This is a genomic window from Streptomyces sp. NBC_00568 (assembly GCF_026341855.1).
In the GTDB taxonomy this organism is placed as follows: Bacteria; Actinomycetota; Actinomycetes; order Streptomycetales; family Streptomycetaceae; genus Streptomyces.
Window position 1 is genome coordinate 1,777,542 of record NZ_JAPENW010000001.1, and the last position, 13,105, is coordinate 1,790,646.

Sequence of the window (13,105 nt, forward strand, 5' to 3'; positions counted from 1 at the left end):
CCTGGCCCGCCTCCCGGAACACCGTCCCCGAGCCCCCGCTCCCCGGCACCCAGGGGCCGGCCCCGGCGGCCCCTCCCCCCCTGCCGGATCCCGGCATCCCCCACCAGGCAGTGGTCCCCCCGTGGCCCCCCGGACCGCCCCACCCGCCGAGCGTCCGTCTTCCCCTCCCGATAGCCTCCTCCGCATGAGCAGGCCCTACACGTTCGTCCCGCCCGCCGGCGTCCGCGCCTACCGTCTGTCGACCTCGCGCGGCGAGTTCGCCGTGCTCGACGGCGCCCCGGACGGGCAGCCCAAGGGCACCGCGTTGCTGCTGCCGGGGTTCACCGGGAGCAAGGAGGACTTCATCGCGCTGCACGCTCCCCTGGCCTCGGCGGGATACCGGACGGTGGCCGTGGACGGGCGCGGACAGTTCGAGACCGAAGGCCCTCGGGACGACGAAACTGCTTACGCGCAGAGCGAGTTGGCGCAGGACGTGCTCGCGCAGGCCGCCGCGGTCGGCACCCCGGTGCACCTCGTGGGGCACTCGCTCGGCGGCCAGATCGCCCGCGCGGCGGTGCTGGTCGACCCCTCGCCGTTCGTCTCGCTGACGCTCATGGCCTCCGGCCCCGCCCAGATCTCCACGCCCCAGCAGCAGCGCGTCAAGCTGCTGCGGGACGCGCTCGCCGTGATGAGCATGGCCGAGGTCTGGGAGGCGATACGGGCGATGGAGCCACCCGAGGAGACCGACACGGGCGGGCTGGACGCGGGGCTCGACGACCTCGCCGACCTGCGCCGCCGCTGGCTCGGCAACAGCCCCGCCCAGCTCGTCGCCACGGGCCGTCAGCTGTGCGTCGAGCCGGACCGCGTGGCCGAACTGGCCACCGTCCCCCTCCCGAAGCACGTCATCTCCGGCGAGCGCGACGACACCTGGCCGGTGTCCCTGCTGGACACGATGGCCGTACGGCTCGACGCCCACCGCACGGTCGTCGAGGGCGCGGAGCACTCCCCCAATGCCGACCAGCCACTGGAGACCGCCCGCGCTCTGGCCGGGTTCTGGGACAGCACAGCCCGCTAGTACCAGGAACGTAGGACCAGGAACGTAGTACCAGGAACGCCACGGCTGACAGGAGCGCCAGGACTGCCGGGGCTGCCAGGCCTGCCGGACCTCCTCAGACCGGCCAGGACAGCCGGGGACTCCTGCGACCGCCAGAGCTGCCGGATCGCTAGTACTGCGCCTGCAGGTGCTCCCAGAAGCCGTCCCGCAGGGCGCGGCGCAGGTCCGACTGGCCGCGCAGGGAGTACTGGAGCAGCCCCTCGGCCTCGACCAGCAGGTCCTGGTCGACCGAGCCGGGGAGGTACGGGTGCCCCGGCAGCAGCTCCACCAGGGATTCCCTGCCCCGTGCGGCCAGCCACTTGGCGGCGATCTGCGCGCCCACGAAACGTACGTCCTCCCGGGTGGGCCGGGCCGCCGCCGTCGGGTCGTACGACTGGGCGGTCCGCCTGGCCACATACGGCTTGAAGAAGTCGAGGTCGAACGTCCGCTGGCTGTCGACCTCCCAGAGCAGCGGTTCGGCCTGGTTGCGGCCCTCGGGCGCCTCGATGCCCCAGAGGTGGACCCGGGCGCCGTAGCCCTGCGCCGCCTCGACCGCGGAGACGAGGTCCTCGTCACCGCCGAGCAGTGCCGCGTCGCTGATGGCGCGGTGCCGGGCGAGGGACTCCAGGTCGGACCTGATGAGCGAATCGACGCCCTTTTGCTGGTTGTTGGCGTTCAGGTTGCCCAACCGGACCTTCACGTCCGGGAGTTCGGCGATCGACTGCTGCTCCGCGGTGTGGATACGGCGCCGCGCACCGTCGTACCAGTAGACGCGCAGCAGCCGGCTGTCCGCGAAGATCGTGCGGGCCCGGTCGATGAGCGCCTCGATGAGGCCCTCGGTGTCCAGGTCGAACGAACGGCGGTCCTCCGTGCCGGCGACGAGCCGTCCCGCGGCCGCGTACAGATATCCGGCGTCGACGAAGATCGCATGGGTGGAGGGTGTCTTCGCGACCTCGGCGAGCATGCGCTGGAGCAGCTCGTTCGTGCGGTCGATGCGGGCGGCGAGGGCCGCGTGGTCGTCGTTCATCGATTCCATTGTCCCGGCGGTCACGCTGCGAACACAACTGGCGCCGTTCAGTCTCCGCCAACCTGCTTACCCGTCAGTAATTAGGTTCTCGAAAAATTTCCTTAGCGTAGGGAATGTTTGTAACACGCATCCCGTTGGCTACCTACGGAGGCAAGACACCGATGACTCGCTCTCCGCACAAGTAGTTCTCCTCAGGAGGATGACCAGACGAAGGGAGAAGCCCATGCGCTTCGAAATCATGCGACTCGACGATGTCGACGGCACGCCCGTGGACAGCACTGTCGTGGACGCCGCCTCCGTCAACCGGATCGTTCAGCAGGCCGCCGCCATCGGGCAGCGACTGTGGATCCGCCCGGCCGATACGTCCGCTTCGTAATACGAGGACCCGCCTCGTAGCGCCCAGGGGCGTTGCAGGACGCGGACGCTTTTCAGACTTCAGAGCCCCGTACGGCATCCATGCCGTACGGGGCTCTGCGTGTCCGGGGAGCCGTCAGCTCCCCTGGATCACCTGTGTGACGCCGTTGATGATCTGCTGCACCGCGATGGCGGAGAGCATCATGCCCGCGAGCCGGGTCACCAGCACCACGCCGCCGTCCTTGATGACGCGGATGATCAGCAGCGAGTAGCGCATCACGATCCACAGCACGACGTGGATCGCCAGGATGGCCGTCCACACCGAGACCTGCGTGGCGACGGTGTCGGCTTTCTGCACCGCGAGGATCACGGACACGATCGCGCCGGGCCCGGCGAGCAGCGGCATGCCCAGGGGTACGAGGGCGACGTTGACGTCCTTGGTCTGCTTCGGCTCGTCGGTCTTGCCGGTCAGCAGGTCGAGGGCGATGAGCAGGAGCAGCAGTCCGCCCGCGATCATCAGCGCGGGCACGGAGACGTGCAGGTAGTCCAGGATCTGGTGCCCGAGGAGCCCGAAGACGACGATGACACCACCGGCGACACAGACCGCCTGGAAGGCCATGCGCCGCTGCACCCGGGCGGGGCGGCCGGCGGTGAGCGCCAGGAAGATCGGGGTGATCCCGGGGGGATCCATGATGACGAAGAGCGTGAGGAAGAGGGAGCCGAAGACGGCGACGTCGAACATGGTGAAGGGAAGCCTTGCGAGGTGGTGAGAGGCGGTGGGCGGGTCTTCCGGCCACCGTTGTGGGCAGTGGTTCCGCGGGACGGAACGGGGAGGCACGACCGGCGGTGCCGGGTGCCTGGGAACGGGCCGGTGAACGCGGTTCCGGCCGAGCGCGGGGCGGGACGTACGCCCCCGGGTGAGTACGCGCCGGTCCGTACGACCGGCCCGGGCGCGGCCCGGCACGCATGGCGCCGGTCCTCGCCCGTACGGCCGGCCAGGACATCCGACCCGACCGGGCACGGGCGTCAGTCCGCGCGCCGCGCGCCGGGCCCGGGCCTCACGGCGCGGACCCGGCCCGTACGGACCTCATGGCGCGAACCCGGCGGATGCGGGACCGGCGGCACGGAGCTCGGCGGCACGGACACCGGCGAAACGGACCGGGCCCGTACAGGCCTCATGACGCCGACCCGTCGGCACAGGCCCGACGAGACCGGCCCGGCGTGGAACGTCCGGGGATTCAGGCTCCGCCCGCGCCCGGCACCGGGAACGCCCCGGTGGCCCGGCGGGTGATCTCCCCGTAGACCTCGGGGTCGGTCGTGAACTCCCCGAGCACACAGGTCTTGCGGCTGCCGTGGTAGTCGGACGAGCCCGTGACCAGCAGCCCCAGCTCGGAGGCCAGACCGCGCAGCCGTGCCCGGGTGGCCGGCTCGTGGTCCATGTGGTCGACCTCGATGCCGTCGAGTCCCGCGGCGGCGAGCTCCGCGATCGCCGACTCCGGCACGGTACGGCCCCGCTTGGCGGCGGCCGGGTGCGCGAAGACGGTGACGCCCCCGGCTCCCTTGACCAGCCGGATCGCCTCGAAGGGGTCGGTCTCGTGCTTGGGGACGTAGGCGCGACCGCCGTCGGCGAGCCACTCCCCGGTGAAGGCGTCGGAGACGCTGTCGACGACACCCAGCTCGACCAGCGCGGAGGCGACGTGCGGGCGTCCGACCGATCCGTCGCCCGCGATGCGCGCCACCTGTTCCCAGGTGATCGGCACGCCGAGTTCCCGGAGCCTGGCGATCATGCCCTGGGCGCGCGGCACCCGGTCGTCCCGCACGAGCTCACGCTCGGCGAGCAGCGCGGGCTCCTCGGGGTCGAAGAGGTAGGCCAGCATGTGCATGCTGATGCCGTCGATCCGGCAGGAGAGTTCGGCGCCGGTGACGAGGGTGAGCCCCTCGGGCAGCGCGGCGGTCGCCTCGGCGTACCCGCGGGTGGTGTCGTGGTCGGTGAGCGCGACGACGTCCAGACCGGCGGAGGCGGCGTTGCGCACCAGCTCGGCCGGGGTGTCCGTGCCGTCGGATGCGGTGGAGTGGGCGTGCAGGTCGATGCGCACTACGCGGACTCCAGGCGGTGACGGGACGGACGGGGACGCTCAAGGATAACGGGAATCCGACACCCCTCTGTCACACCCGCACCACCCGAGCACCCCCTACACATCCCGCAGAGCCGCCGACGACCGAACTCCAGAATCCCGCCGCCGACCCCGGCACCCGCCGTACCCCGCATTCACCAGACCCCCCGGTATCCGACATCCGGCACCCCAGGCACTCCCAGGACCCAGCGCCCTCGAACCCGCCACCACCGAACCCGACACCCCTCGAACCCCGGCATTCACCACACCCGGCATTCGCCAGACCCGGCATCCACCCAGCCTGGCATTCACCAGGCCCGACATCCGCCCATCCCGGCGCCCATCGGACCCGGCATCCGCCCATCCCCGGCACCCATCGGACCCGGCCTTCCGGGAACCGGGCGTCCGTACGCGACGAGACCCGCCCGAGCCCTGATCCCGGGCCCGGCGGAGCGGGACCGTCTCAGCCCGGCGGAGCGGGGACTGTCACTGGCCGGCGCGGTCCTACGGCTCCAGGATGCGCGGCGACAAGGCGCCGCACGGCAGCAGGTCCACCTCCGCGCCCGCGTCGCGCAGATCCGTCAGGACCAGTTCGTCGTACATCAGCAGTCCGGTCTGTTCGGGCCAGACGACGGCCCACAGCCACAGTCCGCGCGCCTCGCCCGCGAAGACGGCGCGATCGTCGGGGGAGCTGGAGACGTGCCAGAGCGGGGTGGGCCGGCCCGCCGCGAGGACCTTCGCCTGAGGCGGTTTCTCGACGCTCATGTACGGGCCGGGATCGGGCCCCTCGATGCCCGCGTACCGGGCGCCGAGGCCGACGCCGAGTTCCTCGGCGACCAGGATCAGTTCACCCATGCCGCCCAGCGGACCGGGCCCCGAGCAGGCGATGACGGTGGCCCTGCCACCACTGCGGTCGTCCCCCGCGAACGCCGCCCCGGTGAACAGCCAGCCGACCGGCAGCGGCCAAGGCATCCACACCGGTACCCGGGCGCGGTGCACGACCACACCGAGGGCCTCGACGCTGGGCGGGATCACGGGCTGCAGCGGATGCACCGTGCCGTGCACATCGCACTGCCAGGAGTCGGCAAAGAGGCCGGGAGCCCTGACCCGGCCACCACACTTCGGGCAACTGGGTTCGCCCCTCATAGGGCCCAACGGTCCTCCCCGTCCTTCGCCGCGTCAAGGACGATCACCCGTCCGCCGTGCGCCTGCCACACCAAAAACTAGATGTACCTTGCATTAATTAGCTCATCTAACTTATTGTGTGTATACGCCAACGATCCAGTCGGTGCACAGCGAAGGAGCAGGCATGATCAGCGACACGGAGGGCCCCGCGGAGGGGGACACGTTCGACGCGGGCGCGGGCGGCATCCTGCACCAGCCGAGGGCCGTCTGGGCGACTGCGGGGGCGTCCGTCGTCGCCTTCATGGGCATCGGGCTCGTCGACCCGATCCTGCCGTCCATCGCCAAGGGGCTCGACGCCACGACCAGCCAGGTGTCCCTGCTCTTCACCTCGTACTTCCTGATCACCGCCGTCGCGATGCTGGTGACCGGCTTCGTCTCCAGCCGGATCGGCGGCCGCAGGACCCTGCTGCTCGGACTCGCGCTCGTCGTGGTCTTCGCCGGACTCGCCGGCACCTCGGGATCGGTCGGCGAACTCGTCGGCTTCCGGGCGGGCTGGGGCCTCGGCAACGCGCTGTTCGTCTCCACCGCCCTCGCCGTCATCGTCGGCGCGGCGGCCGGCGGCAGCGCGGCGGCGATCCTGCTGTACGAGTCCGCACTGGGCCTCGGCATGGCCTGCGGGCCCCTGCTGGGAGCGCTGCTCGGTGACGCCAGCTGGCGCTACCCGTTCTTCGGCACCGCGTTCCTGATGGCGATCGGGTTCCTGTGCATCACGGCGTTCCTGAAGGAGCAGCCGAAGCCCGCGCGCAAGACCTCGCTCCTGGACCCGCTGCGCGCCCTCGGCCACGGAGGCCTCGCCTCCGCCGCGACGTCCGCGTTCTTCTACAACTACACGTTCTTCACCGTGCTGGCCTTCACCCCGTTCGTGCTGAACATGACGCCGTACAAGTCCGGCGCGGTGTTCTTCTGCTGGGGCGTACTGCTCGCGGTGTTCTCGGTGATCGTGGCGCCGCGCCTGCAGGCCCGGTTCGGCTCGCTGAAGGTGCTGGGCGGCTCCCTGGTGCTGCTCGCCGCCGACGTGCTCGTCCTCGGGTACGGCGACCACACCACCGCCGTCGTCTGCACGATCCTGTCCGGCGCCTTCATCGGCGTGAACAACACCGTCTACACGGAGCTGGCCCTCGGGGTCTCGGACGCACCGCGGCCCGTGGCGAGCGCCGGCTACAACTTCGTGCGCTGGTTCGCGGCCGCGGCGGCGCCGTACTTCGCGCCGAAGATCGAGGAGTGGAGCGACATCCACGTCCCGTTCGTGGTCGCCGCGGTCACCGCGCTGCTGGGCGCGGCGGTGGTCTTCGTACGGCGCGAGGCGCTCACCTCCGAGGCCGGGCGACTGGAGCCGGCCCACGCCACCGAGGACGGCGTCACCGTCTTCGCCAACTGACCGGCCGGGAGCGGAAGCTGACGTCCTGTCGGGCCGGACTCCGGAGGTCGGTCAGTCCAGCGGTACGGACTTGCGCAGCGGATCGCGCAGGTCCGTACCGCCGTTCAGCCAGCGCTCCTGGAGCGCGGCGGCGCCGTGCACGCGCTTCCAGGCGGCCTCGTTGGGCGTCATGGGGAGCAGCGGCAGGAACCGCACGGGGTCGGCGGGCTCGTCCAGTTCCAGGTCCTCCACCAGACCGCCGGACTCCGCGACCAGGACGGAGGTGAACGGCGCGCCGGGCCACAGGGGTTCGCCCACGTCGAGCGAGGCGCCGGGGGCCACGACCAGGCCCTCTACCTGGGGTGAGGCTCCGAGCACGGCCAGCGGCCGGAGCACCTTGTCGGTGTCGGCGCCGCCCGGCCGGACCGAGAGGACCAACTCGGCGCGCGGGCCCTTCACCGGGTCGGCGAGCACGGCGGTGGGGTCCGCCATCGGCTGGGCGGACATGCCGAGCGTGGCGTAGCGGACGATGTCGCCCTCGGTGAAACGCAGCACCTCGATGCGATCGGTGCCCAGGAAGGTGACCGCGGCCCGCGCGTCGGGTTCGCCCAGCGCGGAGCGCAAACGGGCCTCGACCAGAGGAAGAACATCAGCCATGGGCCGAGCATAGGCCGCGTCAACTGCGCGACGGCGCACCGGACCCTGGTCAACAACGCGCAAAGCGGGGACTTGACGTATCGGTGCGCTGATAGTCTTGGCCGCTGGTCGGAGCAGCGCACAGTGGAGGCACCACCCAGGCCCTCTTGGCGCTGGGGGAGTTGCTCCCGGGCTCCGACGCACTGAGACTGATCTGACTCCCCTTCGGAGGGAGACAGACTCCCCTTCGGGGGATGGATCGTCCCTCATGGGGGACCGACCGGAGGAGGTGGGGCTGCAATGGACCGAAGTCGACCGTGCAGTACCACCCGCTCTTCCGGTCGCTGAGTTCGTAGCTGGTTCCGCTGGTTTTTCAGCCTTGCCGGCTGCCGCCTCCCGCAAACGTGTGCATACGTGTCAGCGTTGCCCGGTGCACCACGGAAGAGCGCTTCGTTTCCGCCTGATCTGTCCGATCTGAACCCCTGATCTGTCCGATCTGAATCAACAGCGAAGCTGCCACCGCGACGGTGCGGTGCTCCCCGCTTTGTGGACGTGCCAAACATCCGCAGTCAGGACGTCCCCATTCCGGGTAGTTCCAACCGTCGCCGGCCGCCTCCGTTGCGAAAAGGAGCCTGCCATGTCGATGATCCGAGACCTGCGCGCCGCGGTCCGCCCCCGCCCCTCGCCGCGCAAGGACAGTGGCTCGTACGACACCACCCGTGACCCCGGCACCCCGTCGGCCGTGGTCGACTGCGCCGTCTACCGCGACGGCGCCCGTGTCCAGACGCGCACGCCGCTCACGCCGCAGGAGGCGATGCGCCAGGTGCGGCGCGACGGCGGCTTCGTGTGGATCGGCCTGCACGAGCCCACCGAGGACGAATTCGCCGGTATCGCCGGGGAGTTCGGGCTGCACCCGCTTGCCGTCGAGGACGCCGTCCAGGCCCACCAGCGGCCCAAGCTGGAGCGCTACGACGACTCCCTCTTCACCGTCTTCAAGACCATCCACTACGTCGAGCACGACCGGCTGACGGCGACCAGCGAGATCGTCGAGACCGGCGAGGTCATGTGCTTCACCGGACGGGACTTCTTCATCACCGTCCGGCACGGCGGACAGGGCTCGCTGCGCGCCCTGCGGCACCGGCTGCAGGACGACCCCGAGCTGCTCGCCAAGGGCCCCTCGGCGGTGCTGCACGCGATCGCCGACCATGTCGTCGACGGCTACATCGCGGTCGCGGACGCCGTGCAGGACGACATCGACGAGGTCGAGACCGAGGTGTTCTCGCCGGGCCGCAAGGGCACCCCGCGCGGCACGGACGCCGGGCAGATCTACCAGCTCAAGCGTGAGGTGCTCGAGTTCAAGCGGGCGGTGTCGCCGCTGCTGCGCCCCATGCAGCTGCTCAGCGAGCGCCCGATGCGGCTCATCGACCCCGACATCCAGAAGTACTTCCGCGACGTCGCCGACCACCTCGCGCGCGTGCAGGAGCAGGTCCTCGGCTTCGACGAACTGCTCAACTCGATCCTCCAGGCCAACCTCGCGCAGGCCTCCGTGGCGCAGAACGAGGACATGCGCAAGATCACCTCGTGGGCCGCGATCATCGCCGTACCGACGATGGTCTGTGGCGTGTACGGCATGAACTTCGAGCACATGCCCGAGCTGCACGCACGCTACGGCTACCCGGTGGTCATGGGCATCACGGTCGGCCTCTGTCTCTCGATCCACCGCATCCTGAAGCGCAACGGCTGGCTCTAGGGCGGGCTGGATAGGCTTGGCCCCATGACGCAAGAGCTGCTCGACCAGGCCCTCGTAGAGGAGGCCACCAAGAAGTCCGGGCTGATCTGGGTGCGGGGCGCCGTCACGCCGGCGCTCCCCGGTCCGGCTCAGGAGGGACCCACTCAGGCGCTGTGGCACGTGTGGCACGACGGCGCGGCCTGCGTGGTCGGCGACGGGCCCGGCGAGCAGCCGCTGCCGGACCTGATCGACGGGGGCTTCGCGGTGGTCACCGTTCGCAGCAAGGACAAGGGCGGACGGCTCGTCTCCTGGTCCGCCGCGGTCGTGGAGCTCGCCGAGAACACCCCCGCGTGGGAAGCCGCCGTCGGTGAACTCAAGGGCAAGCGGCTGAACGCCCACGACGGCGAGGCCATGCCGGAGCGCTGGGCGCGCGAGTGCCGGGTGCTGCGCCTCGAACCGATGGGCGGGACCGCCGAACTGCCCGACGGCTCGCTCGCCGAGCGGCCGGTGCCGACCCCGGCGACCACCCGCCTGCCGATTCCGGCGGCGCTGCCCCGCCTGCTGATGAAGAGGAAGCGCAAGGGCCGCTAGGGGCCGTCGTCCGGGTCACGCCACGGATGGTGGCGGGGTCCGAGCCGCCGCGGACCGCACCGGGCCCAGAGGCCGCGCGGGGCTACGACGTGGGCAGCTGCTGCCCGTAGTCGACCGTCTCCTTCTTGGACGGCTCCTTCAGCGCGAAGTCCTTGCCCCAGTCGGTCAGCCGGAGGGTGCCGGCGTTGCCCGCCCGCGACAGGAGGAGCGGATAGGGGGTCCCCTGCAACGAGACGTCCAGGGTGCCGCCCGAGCCCTTGTCGCCGGTGATGCGGATGGTGCGGACGCCGGACTCCTCGTGGTGGCCGTCCGTGGCGAGGTCGCCGTGCAGACTGAGCAGCCCGTCGAGCAGGACGTCCTTGTCGGTGAAGCCACTGAAGCGCTTGTACGCGGGGTCGCCGGTCGGCACCTTCACGTACATGCCCTCCAGCTTGTCCGCCGCGGCGGTGTCCGACGGCTTGCCGCCGCTCTTGCCGTCCTGATGGGCCCAGAACTCGGCGTTCGCCTTGAGGAAGAGGTGCTCACCGACCCGCAGCAGCCGGAAACTGGCCCCCTTCGAGGTGACCGAGCCGGTCCCGCCGTCGGACTTGAGACGCATGTCGAGGGTGTACGTGGTCCCGTTCGAGACGACGGTCCCGGACAGCCGTACGGTCTTCGCGTCGTCGGCCGCCTTCTTCGTCTTCGCCTGGATGGTGGCGGCGGGCAGCTTGCCGACCCCGTTCGTGCCCGCGTCCGGGTCCTCGCTGCCGCACCCCGTCAGTCCCGTCCCTGTCACGGCCAGTGCGCACATCGCGGTCGCCATCACGGCTCTGCGGGTACGGCCCTGGGGAATTGCAGTCACAGGTGGGGCTGCCTCTCGTGCGCGGTCCTCAACGGCGTACGGCAGCGTACCGGTGCCGCCCCCTCCCGACGGAGGCAGTCCGTCCGGACCGCCCACCAGGGCGTATCCGACCGGGACGGGCTAGCCTGAAGCCCACCCGAGCGGACAGACCGGCACATAACGCTTCGAAGCGAAGGAGGCGCGGGCATGGCCGCAGGCGCCCCCCGGATCTTCGTCTCGCACCTGGCCGGTGTCGCCGTCTTCGACCCGAACGGCGACCAGGTGGGCCGGGTGCGGGACCTCGTCGCCATGCTGCGCGTCGGACGGCGGCCTCCCCGGCTGCTCGGCCTCGTCGTCGAACTGTCCACGCGCCGCCGGATCTTCCTGCCCATGACCCGGGTGACCGGCATCGAGTCCGGCCAGGTCATCACGACCGGCGTCCTGAACGTGCGCCGCTTCGAGCAGCGGCCCACCGAACGGCTCGTCTTCGGCGAACTGCTCGACCGGCTCGTCACCCTCGTCGAGACCGGCGAGGAGGTCACCGTCCTGGACGTGTCGATCCAGCAGCTGCCGGCCCGCAGGGACTGGGAGATCGGCCGCGTCTTCGTGCGCAAGGGGCGCAGCGGCACCTTCCGGCGCTCCAAGGGCGAGACGATGACGGTCGACTGGTCCTCCGTCACCGGGTTCTCCCTGGAGGAGCACGGACAGGGCGCGGAGAGCCTGCTCGCCACCTTCGAGCAGCTGCGCCCGGCCGACCTCGCGAACGTGCTGCACCACCTGTCGCCGAAGCGGCGCGGCGAGGTGGCCGCGGCGCTCGACGACGACCGTCTCGCCGACGTCCTTGAGGAGCTGCCCGAGGACGACCAGATCGAGATCCTCGGCAAGCTCAAGGAGGAGCGCGCGGCCGACGTCCTGGAGGCGATGGACCCGGACGACGCGGCCGACCTGCTCGCCGAACTGCCCACCGAGGACGTGGAGCGGCTGCTGACGCTGATGCGGCCCGGCGAGGCGGCGGACGTCCGGCGGCTGATGGCGTACGCGGAACGGACGGCGGGCGGACTCATGACCACCGAGCCCATCGTGCTGCGCGCCGACGCGACCGTCGCCGAAGCGCTCGCCCGGGTCCGCGACCCCGACCTCTCCCCCGCGCTCGCCGCCCAGGTGTACGTGTGCCGCCCGCCGGACGAGACGCCGACGGGCAAGTACCTGGGGGCGGTGCACTTCCAGCGGCTGCTGCGCGATCCGCCGTTCACCCTGGTCGGCTCGCTCGTCGACGACGACCTCCAGCCACTGGCCCCGGAGGACGAGCTGCCCGTGGTGGCCGGGTTCTTCGCGACGTACGACATGGTCGCGGCTCCCGTCGTCGACGAGAGCGGCTCGCTGCTCGGGGCGGTGACCGTGGACGACGTGCTGGACCACATGCTGCCCGAGGACTGGCGGGAGACGGAGTTCCATCTGGACGAGGGCGTGCACGAGAGCATGCACGAGAGCACCCACGGGGACGGCCGTGAAGGGGTCCACGAGGACTCCCACGGCCACGAGGACGACCGCCGGGGGCCGGACGGCCCGCTGGGCGGAGAGGAACGCCATGGCGCCTGAGCGTGAGGCCCGTGAGCGGGTCGCCAGTGGGGCGACGGCGGCCTCCCGGCCGCGCACCCGGCTGGACCAGCCGAAGCTGCCGGGGCGCAGACTGCTGCCCGAGTGGGACCCGGAGGCCTTCGGACGGCTCTCGGAGCGCATCGCCCGCTTCCTCGGCACCGGACGGTTCATCGTCTGGATGACGGTCGTCATCATCCTGTGGGTGGTGTGGAACATCTTCGCGCCGCACGACCTGCGCTTCGACAACTACCCGTTCATCTTCCTGACCCTGATGCTGTCGCTCCAGGCCTCCTACGCCGCCCCGCTGATCCTGCTGGCGCAGAACCGGCAGGACGACCGCGACCGGGTCAACCTCGAACAGGACCGCAAGCAGAACGAGCGGTCCATCGCCGACACCGAGTACCTCACCCGCGAGATCGCCGCGCTGCGGATGGGCCTCGGCGAGGTGGCCACCCGCGACTGGATCCGCTCCGAGCTCCACGACCTGTTCAAGGAGCTGGAGGACCGTCATCCCGACGGCCACGGGGACGACCGGATCGTATTCCCGGCGGAACGGTCGCACGGACGTGACGTAGACGACCGGTGACGGGGCTTTCCGGGGCCCCTGGGGAGCGCCGTACC

General features: G+C 70.9%; 13 protein-coding genes. 7 read left to right on the forward strand and 6 right to left on the reverse strand.

From position 1 onward, the window contains the following. Positions 1–184: 184 nt before the first annotated feature. A complete protein-coding gene (locus OOK38_RS07520) occupies positions 185–1,054 on the forward strand; it encodes an alpha/beta fold hydrolase (RefSeq protein ID WP_266762465.1) in 870 nt (289 codons plus the stop codon). 148 nt (positions 1,055–1,202) lie between these two features. Here OOK38_RS07520 and OOK38_RS07525 read toward each other — a convergent pair whose 3' ends face one another. Beyond that, positions 1,203–2,099 carry an NYN domain-containing protein gene (locus OOK38_RS07525; RefSeq protein ID WP_266762463.1) on the reverse strand — a complete coding sequence of 299 codons (897 nt, stop codon included), beginning with the start codon at positions 2,097–2,099 and terminating at the stop codon, positions 1,203–1,205. 223 nt (positions 2,100–2,322) lie between these two features. Here OOK38_RS07525 and OOK38_RS07530 point away from each other — a divergent pair, with 223 nt between their 5' ends. Continuing rightward, positions 2,323–2,475 carry a hypothetical protein gene (locus OOK38_RS07530; protein ID WP_007384531.1) on the forward strand — a complete coding sequence of 51 codons (153 nt, stop codon included), beginning with the start codon at positions 2,323–2,325 and terminating at the stop codon, positions 2,473–2,475. A 114-nt stretch (positions 2,476–2,589) separates the two neighbouring features. Here OOK38_RS07530 and OOK38_RS07535 read toward each other — a convergent pair whose 3' ends face one another. From OOK38_RS07535 to OOK38_RS07545, 3 genes are all read right to left on the reverse strand, one after another. Next, positions 2,590–3,195, reverse strand: a complete 606-nt coding sequence (locus OOK38_RS07535) for a MarC family protein (RefSeq protein ID WP_266762461.1) — start codon at positions 3,193–3,195, stop codon at positions 2,590–2,592. Positions 3,196–3,691: 496 nt separating this feature from the next. Further along, the gene (locus OOK38_RS07540) at positions 3,692–4,549 is read right to left on the reverse strand and encodes a PHP domain-containing protein (RefSeq protein ID WP_266762459.1); all 858 of its coding nucleotides are present in this window, start codon (positions 4,547–4,549) and stop codon (positions 3,692–3,694) included. 522 nt (positions 4,550–5,071) lie between these two features. Continuing rightward, entirely contained in the window at positions 5,072–5,713 is a 642-nt protein-coding gene (locus OOK38_RS07545) for a DUF6758 family protein (protein ID WP_266762457.1), read from the reverse strand. A gap of 163 nt (positions 5,714–5,876) precedes the next feature. Here OOK38_RS07545 and OOK38_RS07550 point away from each other — a divergent pair, with 163 nt between their 5' ends. Beyond that, positions 5,877–7,130, forward strand: coding sequence for an MFS transporter (locus tag OOK38_RS07550; protein WP_266762455.1), 1,254 nt, complete (start codon positions 5,877–5,879; stop codon positions 7,128–7,130). Positions 7,131–7,181: 51 nt separating this feature from the next. On the opposite strand, the gene OOK38_RS07555 is transcribed toward OOK38_RS07550, so the two are convergent. Then, entirely contained in the window at positions 7,182–7,766 is a 585-nt protein-coding gene (locus tag OOK38_RS07555) for a suppressor of fused domain protein (protein WP_266762454.1), read from the reverse strand. A gap of 616 nt (positions 7,767–8,382) precedes the next feature. Here OOK38_RS07555 and OOK38_RS07560 point away from each other — a divergent pair. After that, the gene (locus tag OOK38_RS07560) at positions 8,383–9,495 is read left to right on the forward strand and encodes a magnesium and cobalt transport protein CorA (RefSeq protein WP_266762452.1); all 1,113 of its coding nucleotides are present in this window, start codon (positions 8,383–8,385) and stop codon (positions 9,493–9,495) included. A 24-nt stretch (positions 9,496–9,519) separates the two neighbouring features. Beyond that, positions 9,520–10,065 (forward strand): hypothetical protein, encoded by a 546-nt coding sequence (locus OOK38_RS07565; protein ID WP_266762450.1) that lies wholly within the window; start codon positions 9,520–9,522, stop codon positions 10,063–10,065. An 82-nt stretch (positions 10,066–10,147) separates the two neighbouring features. Here OOK38_RS07565 and OOK38_RS07570 read toward each other — a convergent pair whose 3' ends face one another. Further along, positions 10,148–10,906, reverse strand: coding sequence for a hypothetical protein (locus OOK38_RS07570; protein WP_266762448.1), 759 nt, complete (start codon positions 10,904–10,906; stop codon positions 10,148–10,150). 186 nt (positions 10,907–11,092) lie between these two features. Between OOK38_RS07570 and OOK38_RS07575 the strand changes: the two genes are divergently transcribed. Next, the gene (locus OOK38_RS07575) at positions 11,093–12,484 is read left to right on the forward strand and encodes a CBS domain-containing protein (protein WP_266762446.1); all 1,392 of its coding nucleotides are present in this window, start codon (positions 11,093–11,095) and stop codon (positions 12,482–12,484) included. Next, positions 12,474–13,070: a DUF1003 domain-containing protein gene (locus tag OOK38_RS07580; protein WP_266762444.1), complete on the forward strand. Its 597-nt coding sequence runs from the start codon at positions 12,474–12,476 to the stop codon at positions 13,068–13,070. The genes OOK38_RS07575 and OOK38_RS07580 overlap by 11 nt, the downstream gene beginning before the upstream one ends. Positions 13,071–13,105: the final 35 nt, after the last annotated feature.

What these genes read in the sequence shown, in the direction of transcription:
- OOK38_RS07520 (WP_266762465.1), top strand. Translation starts at nt 185, where the DNA reads ATGAGCAGGCCCTACACGTTCGTCCCGCCCGCCGGCGTCCGCGCCTAC.
- OOK38_RS07525 (WP_266762463.1), bottom strand. Translation starts at nt 2,099, where the DNA reads ATGAACGACGACCACGCGGCCCTCGCCGCCCGCATCGACCGCACGAAC.
- OOK38_RS07530 (WP_007384531.1), top strand. Translation starts at nt 2,323, where the DNA reads ATGCGCTTCGAAATCATGCGACTCGACGATGTCGACGGCACGCCCGTG.
- OOK38_RS07535 (WP_266762461.1), bottom strand. Translation starts at nt 3,195, where the DNA reads ATGTTCGACGTCGCCGTCTTCGGCTCCCTCTTCCTCACGCTCTTCGTC.
- OOK38_RS07545 (WP_266762457.1), bottom strand. Translation starts at nt 5,713, where the DNA reads ATGAGGGGCGAACCCAGTTGCCCGAAGTGTGGTGGCCGGGTCAGGGCT.
- OOK38_RS07550 (WP_266762455.1), top strand. Translation starts at nt 5,877, where the DNA reads ATGATCAGCGACACGGAGGGCCCCGCGGAGGGGGACACGTTCGACGCG.
- OOK38_RS07555 (WP_266762454.1), bottom strand. Translation starts at nt 7,766, where the DNA reads ATGGCTGATGTTCTTCCTCTGGTCGAGGCCCGTTTGCGCTCCGCGCTG.
- OOK38_RS07560 (WP_266762452.1), top strand. Translation starts at nt 8,383, where the DNA reads ATGTCGATGATCCGAGACCTGCGCGCCGCGGTCCGCCCCCGCCCCTCG.
- OOK38_RS07565 (WP_266762450.1), top strand. Translation starts at nt 9,520, where the DNA reads ATGACGCAAGAGCTGCTCGACCAGGCCCTCGTAGAGGAGGCCACCAAG.
- OOK38_RS07575 (WP_266762446.1), top strand. Translation starts at nt 11,093, where the DNA reads ATGGCCGCAGGCGCCCCCCGGATCTTCGTCTCGCACCTGGCCGGTGTC.
- OOK38_RS07580 (WP_266762444.1), top strand. Translation starts at nt 12,474, where the DNA reads ATGGCGCCTGAGCGTGAGGCCCGTGAGCGGGTCGCCAGTGGGGCGACG.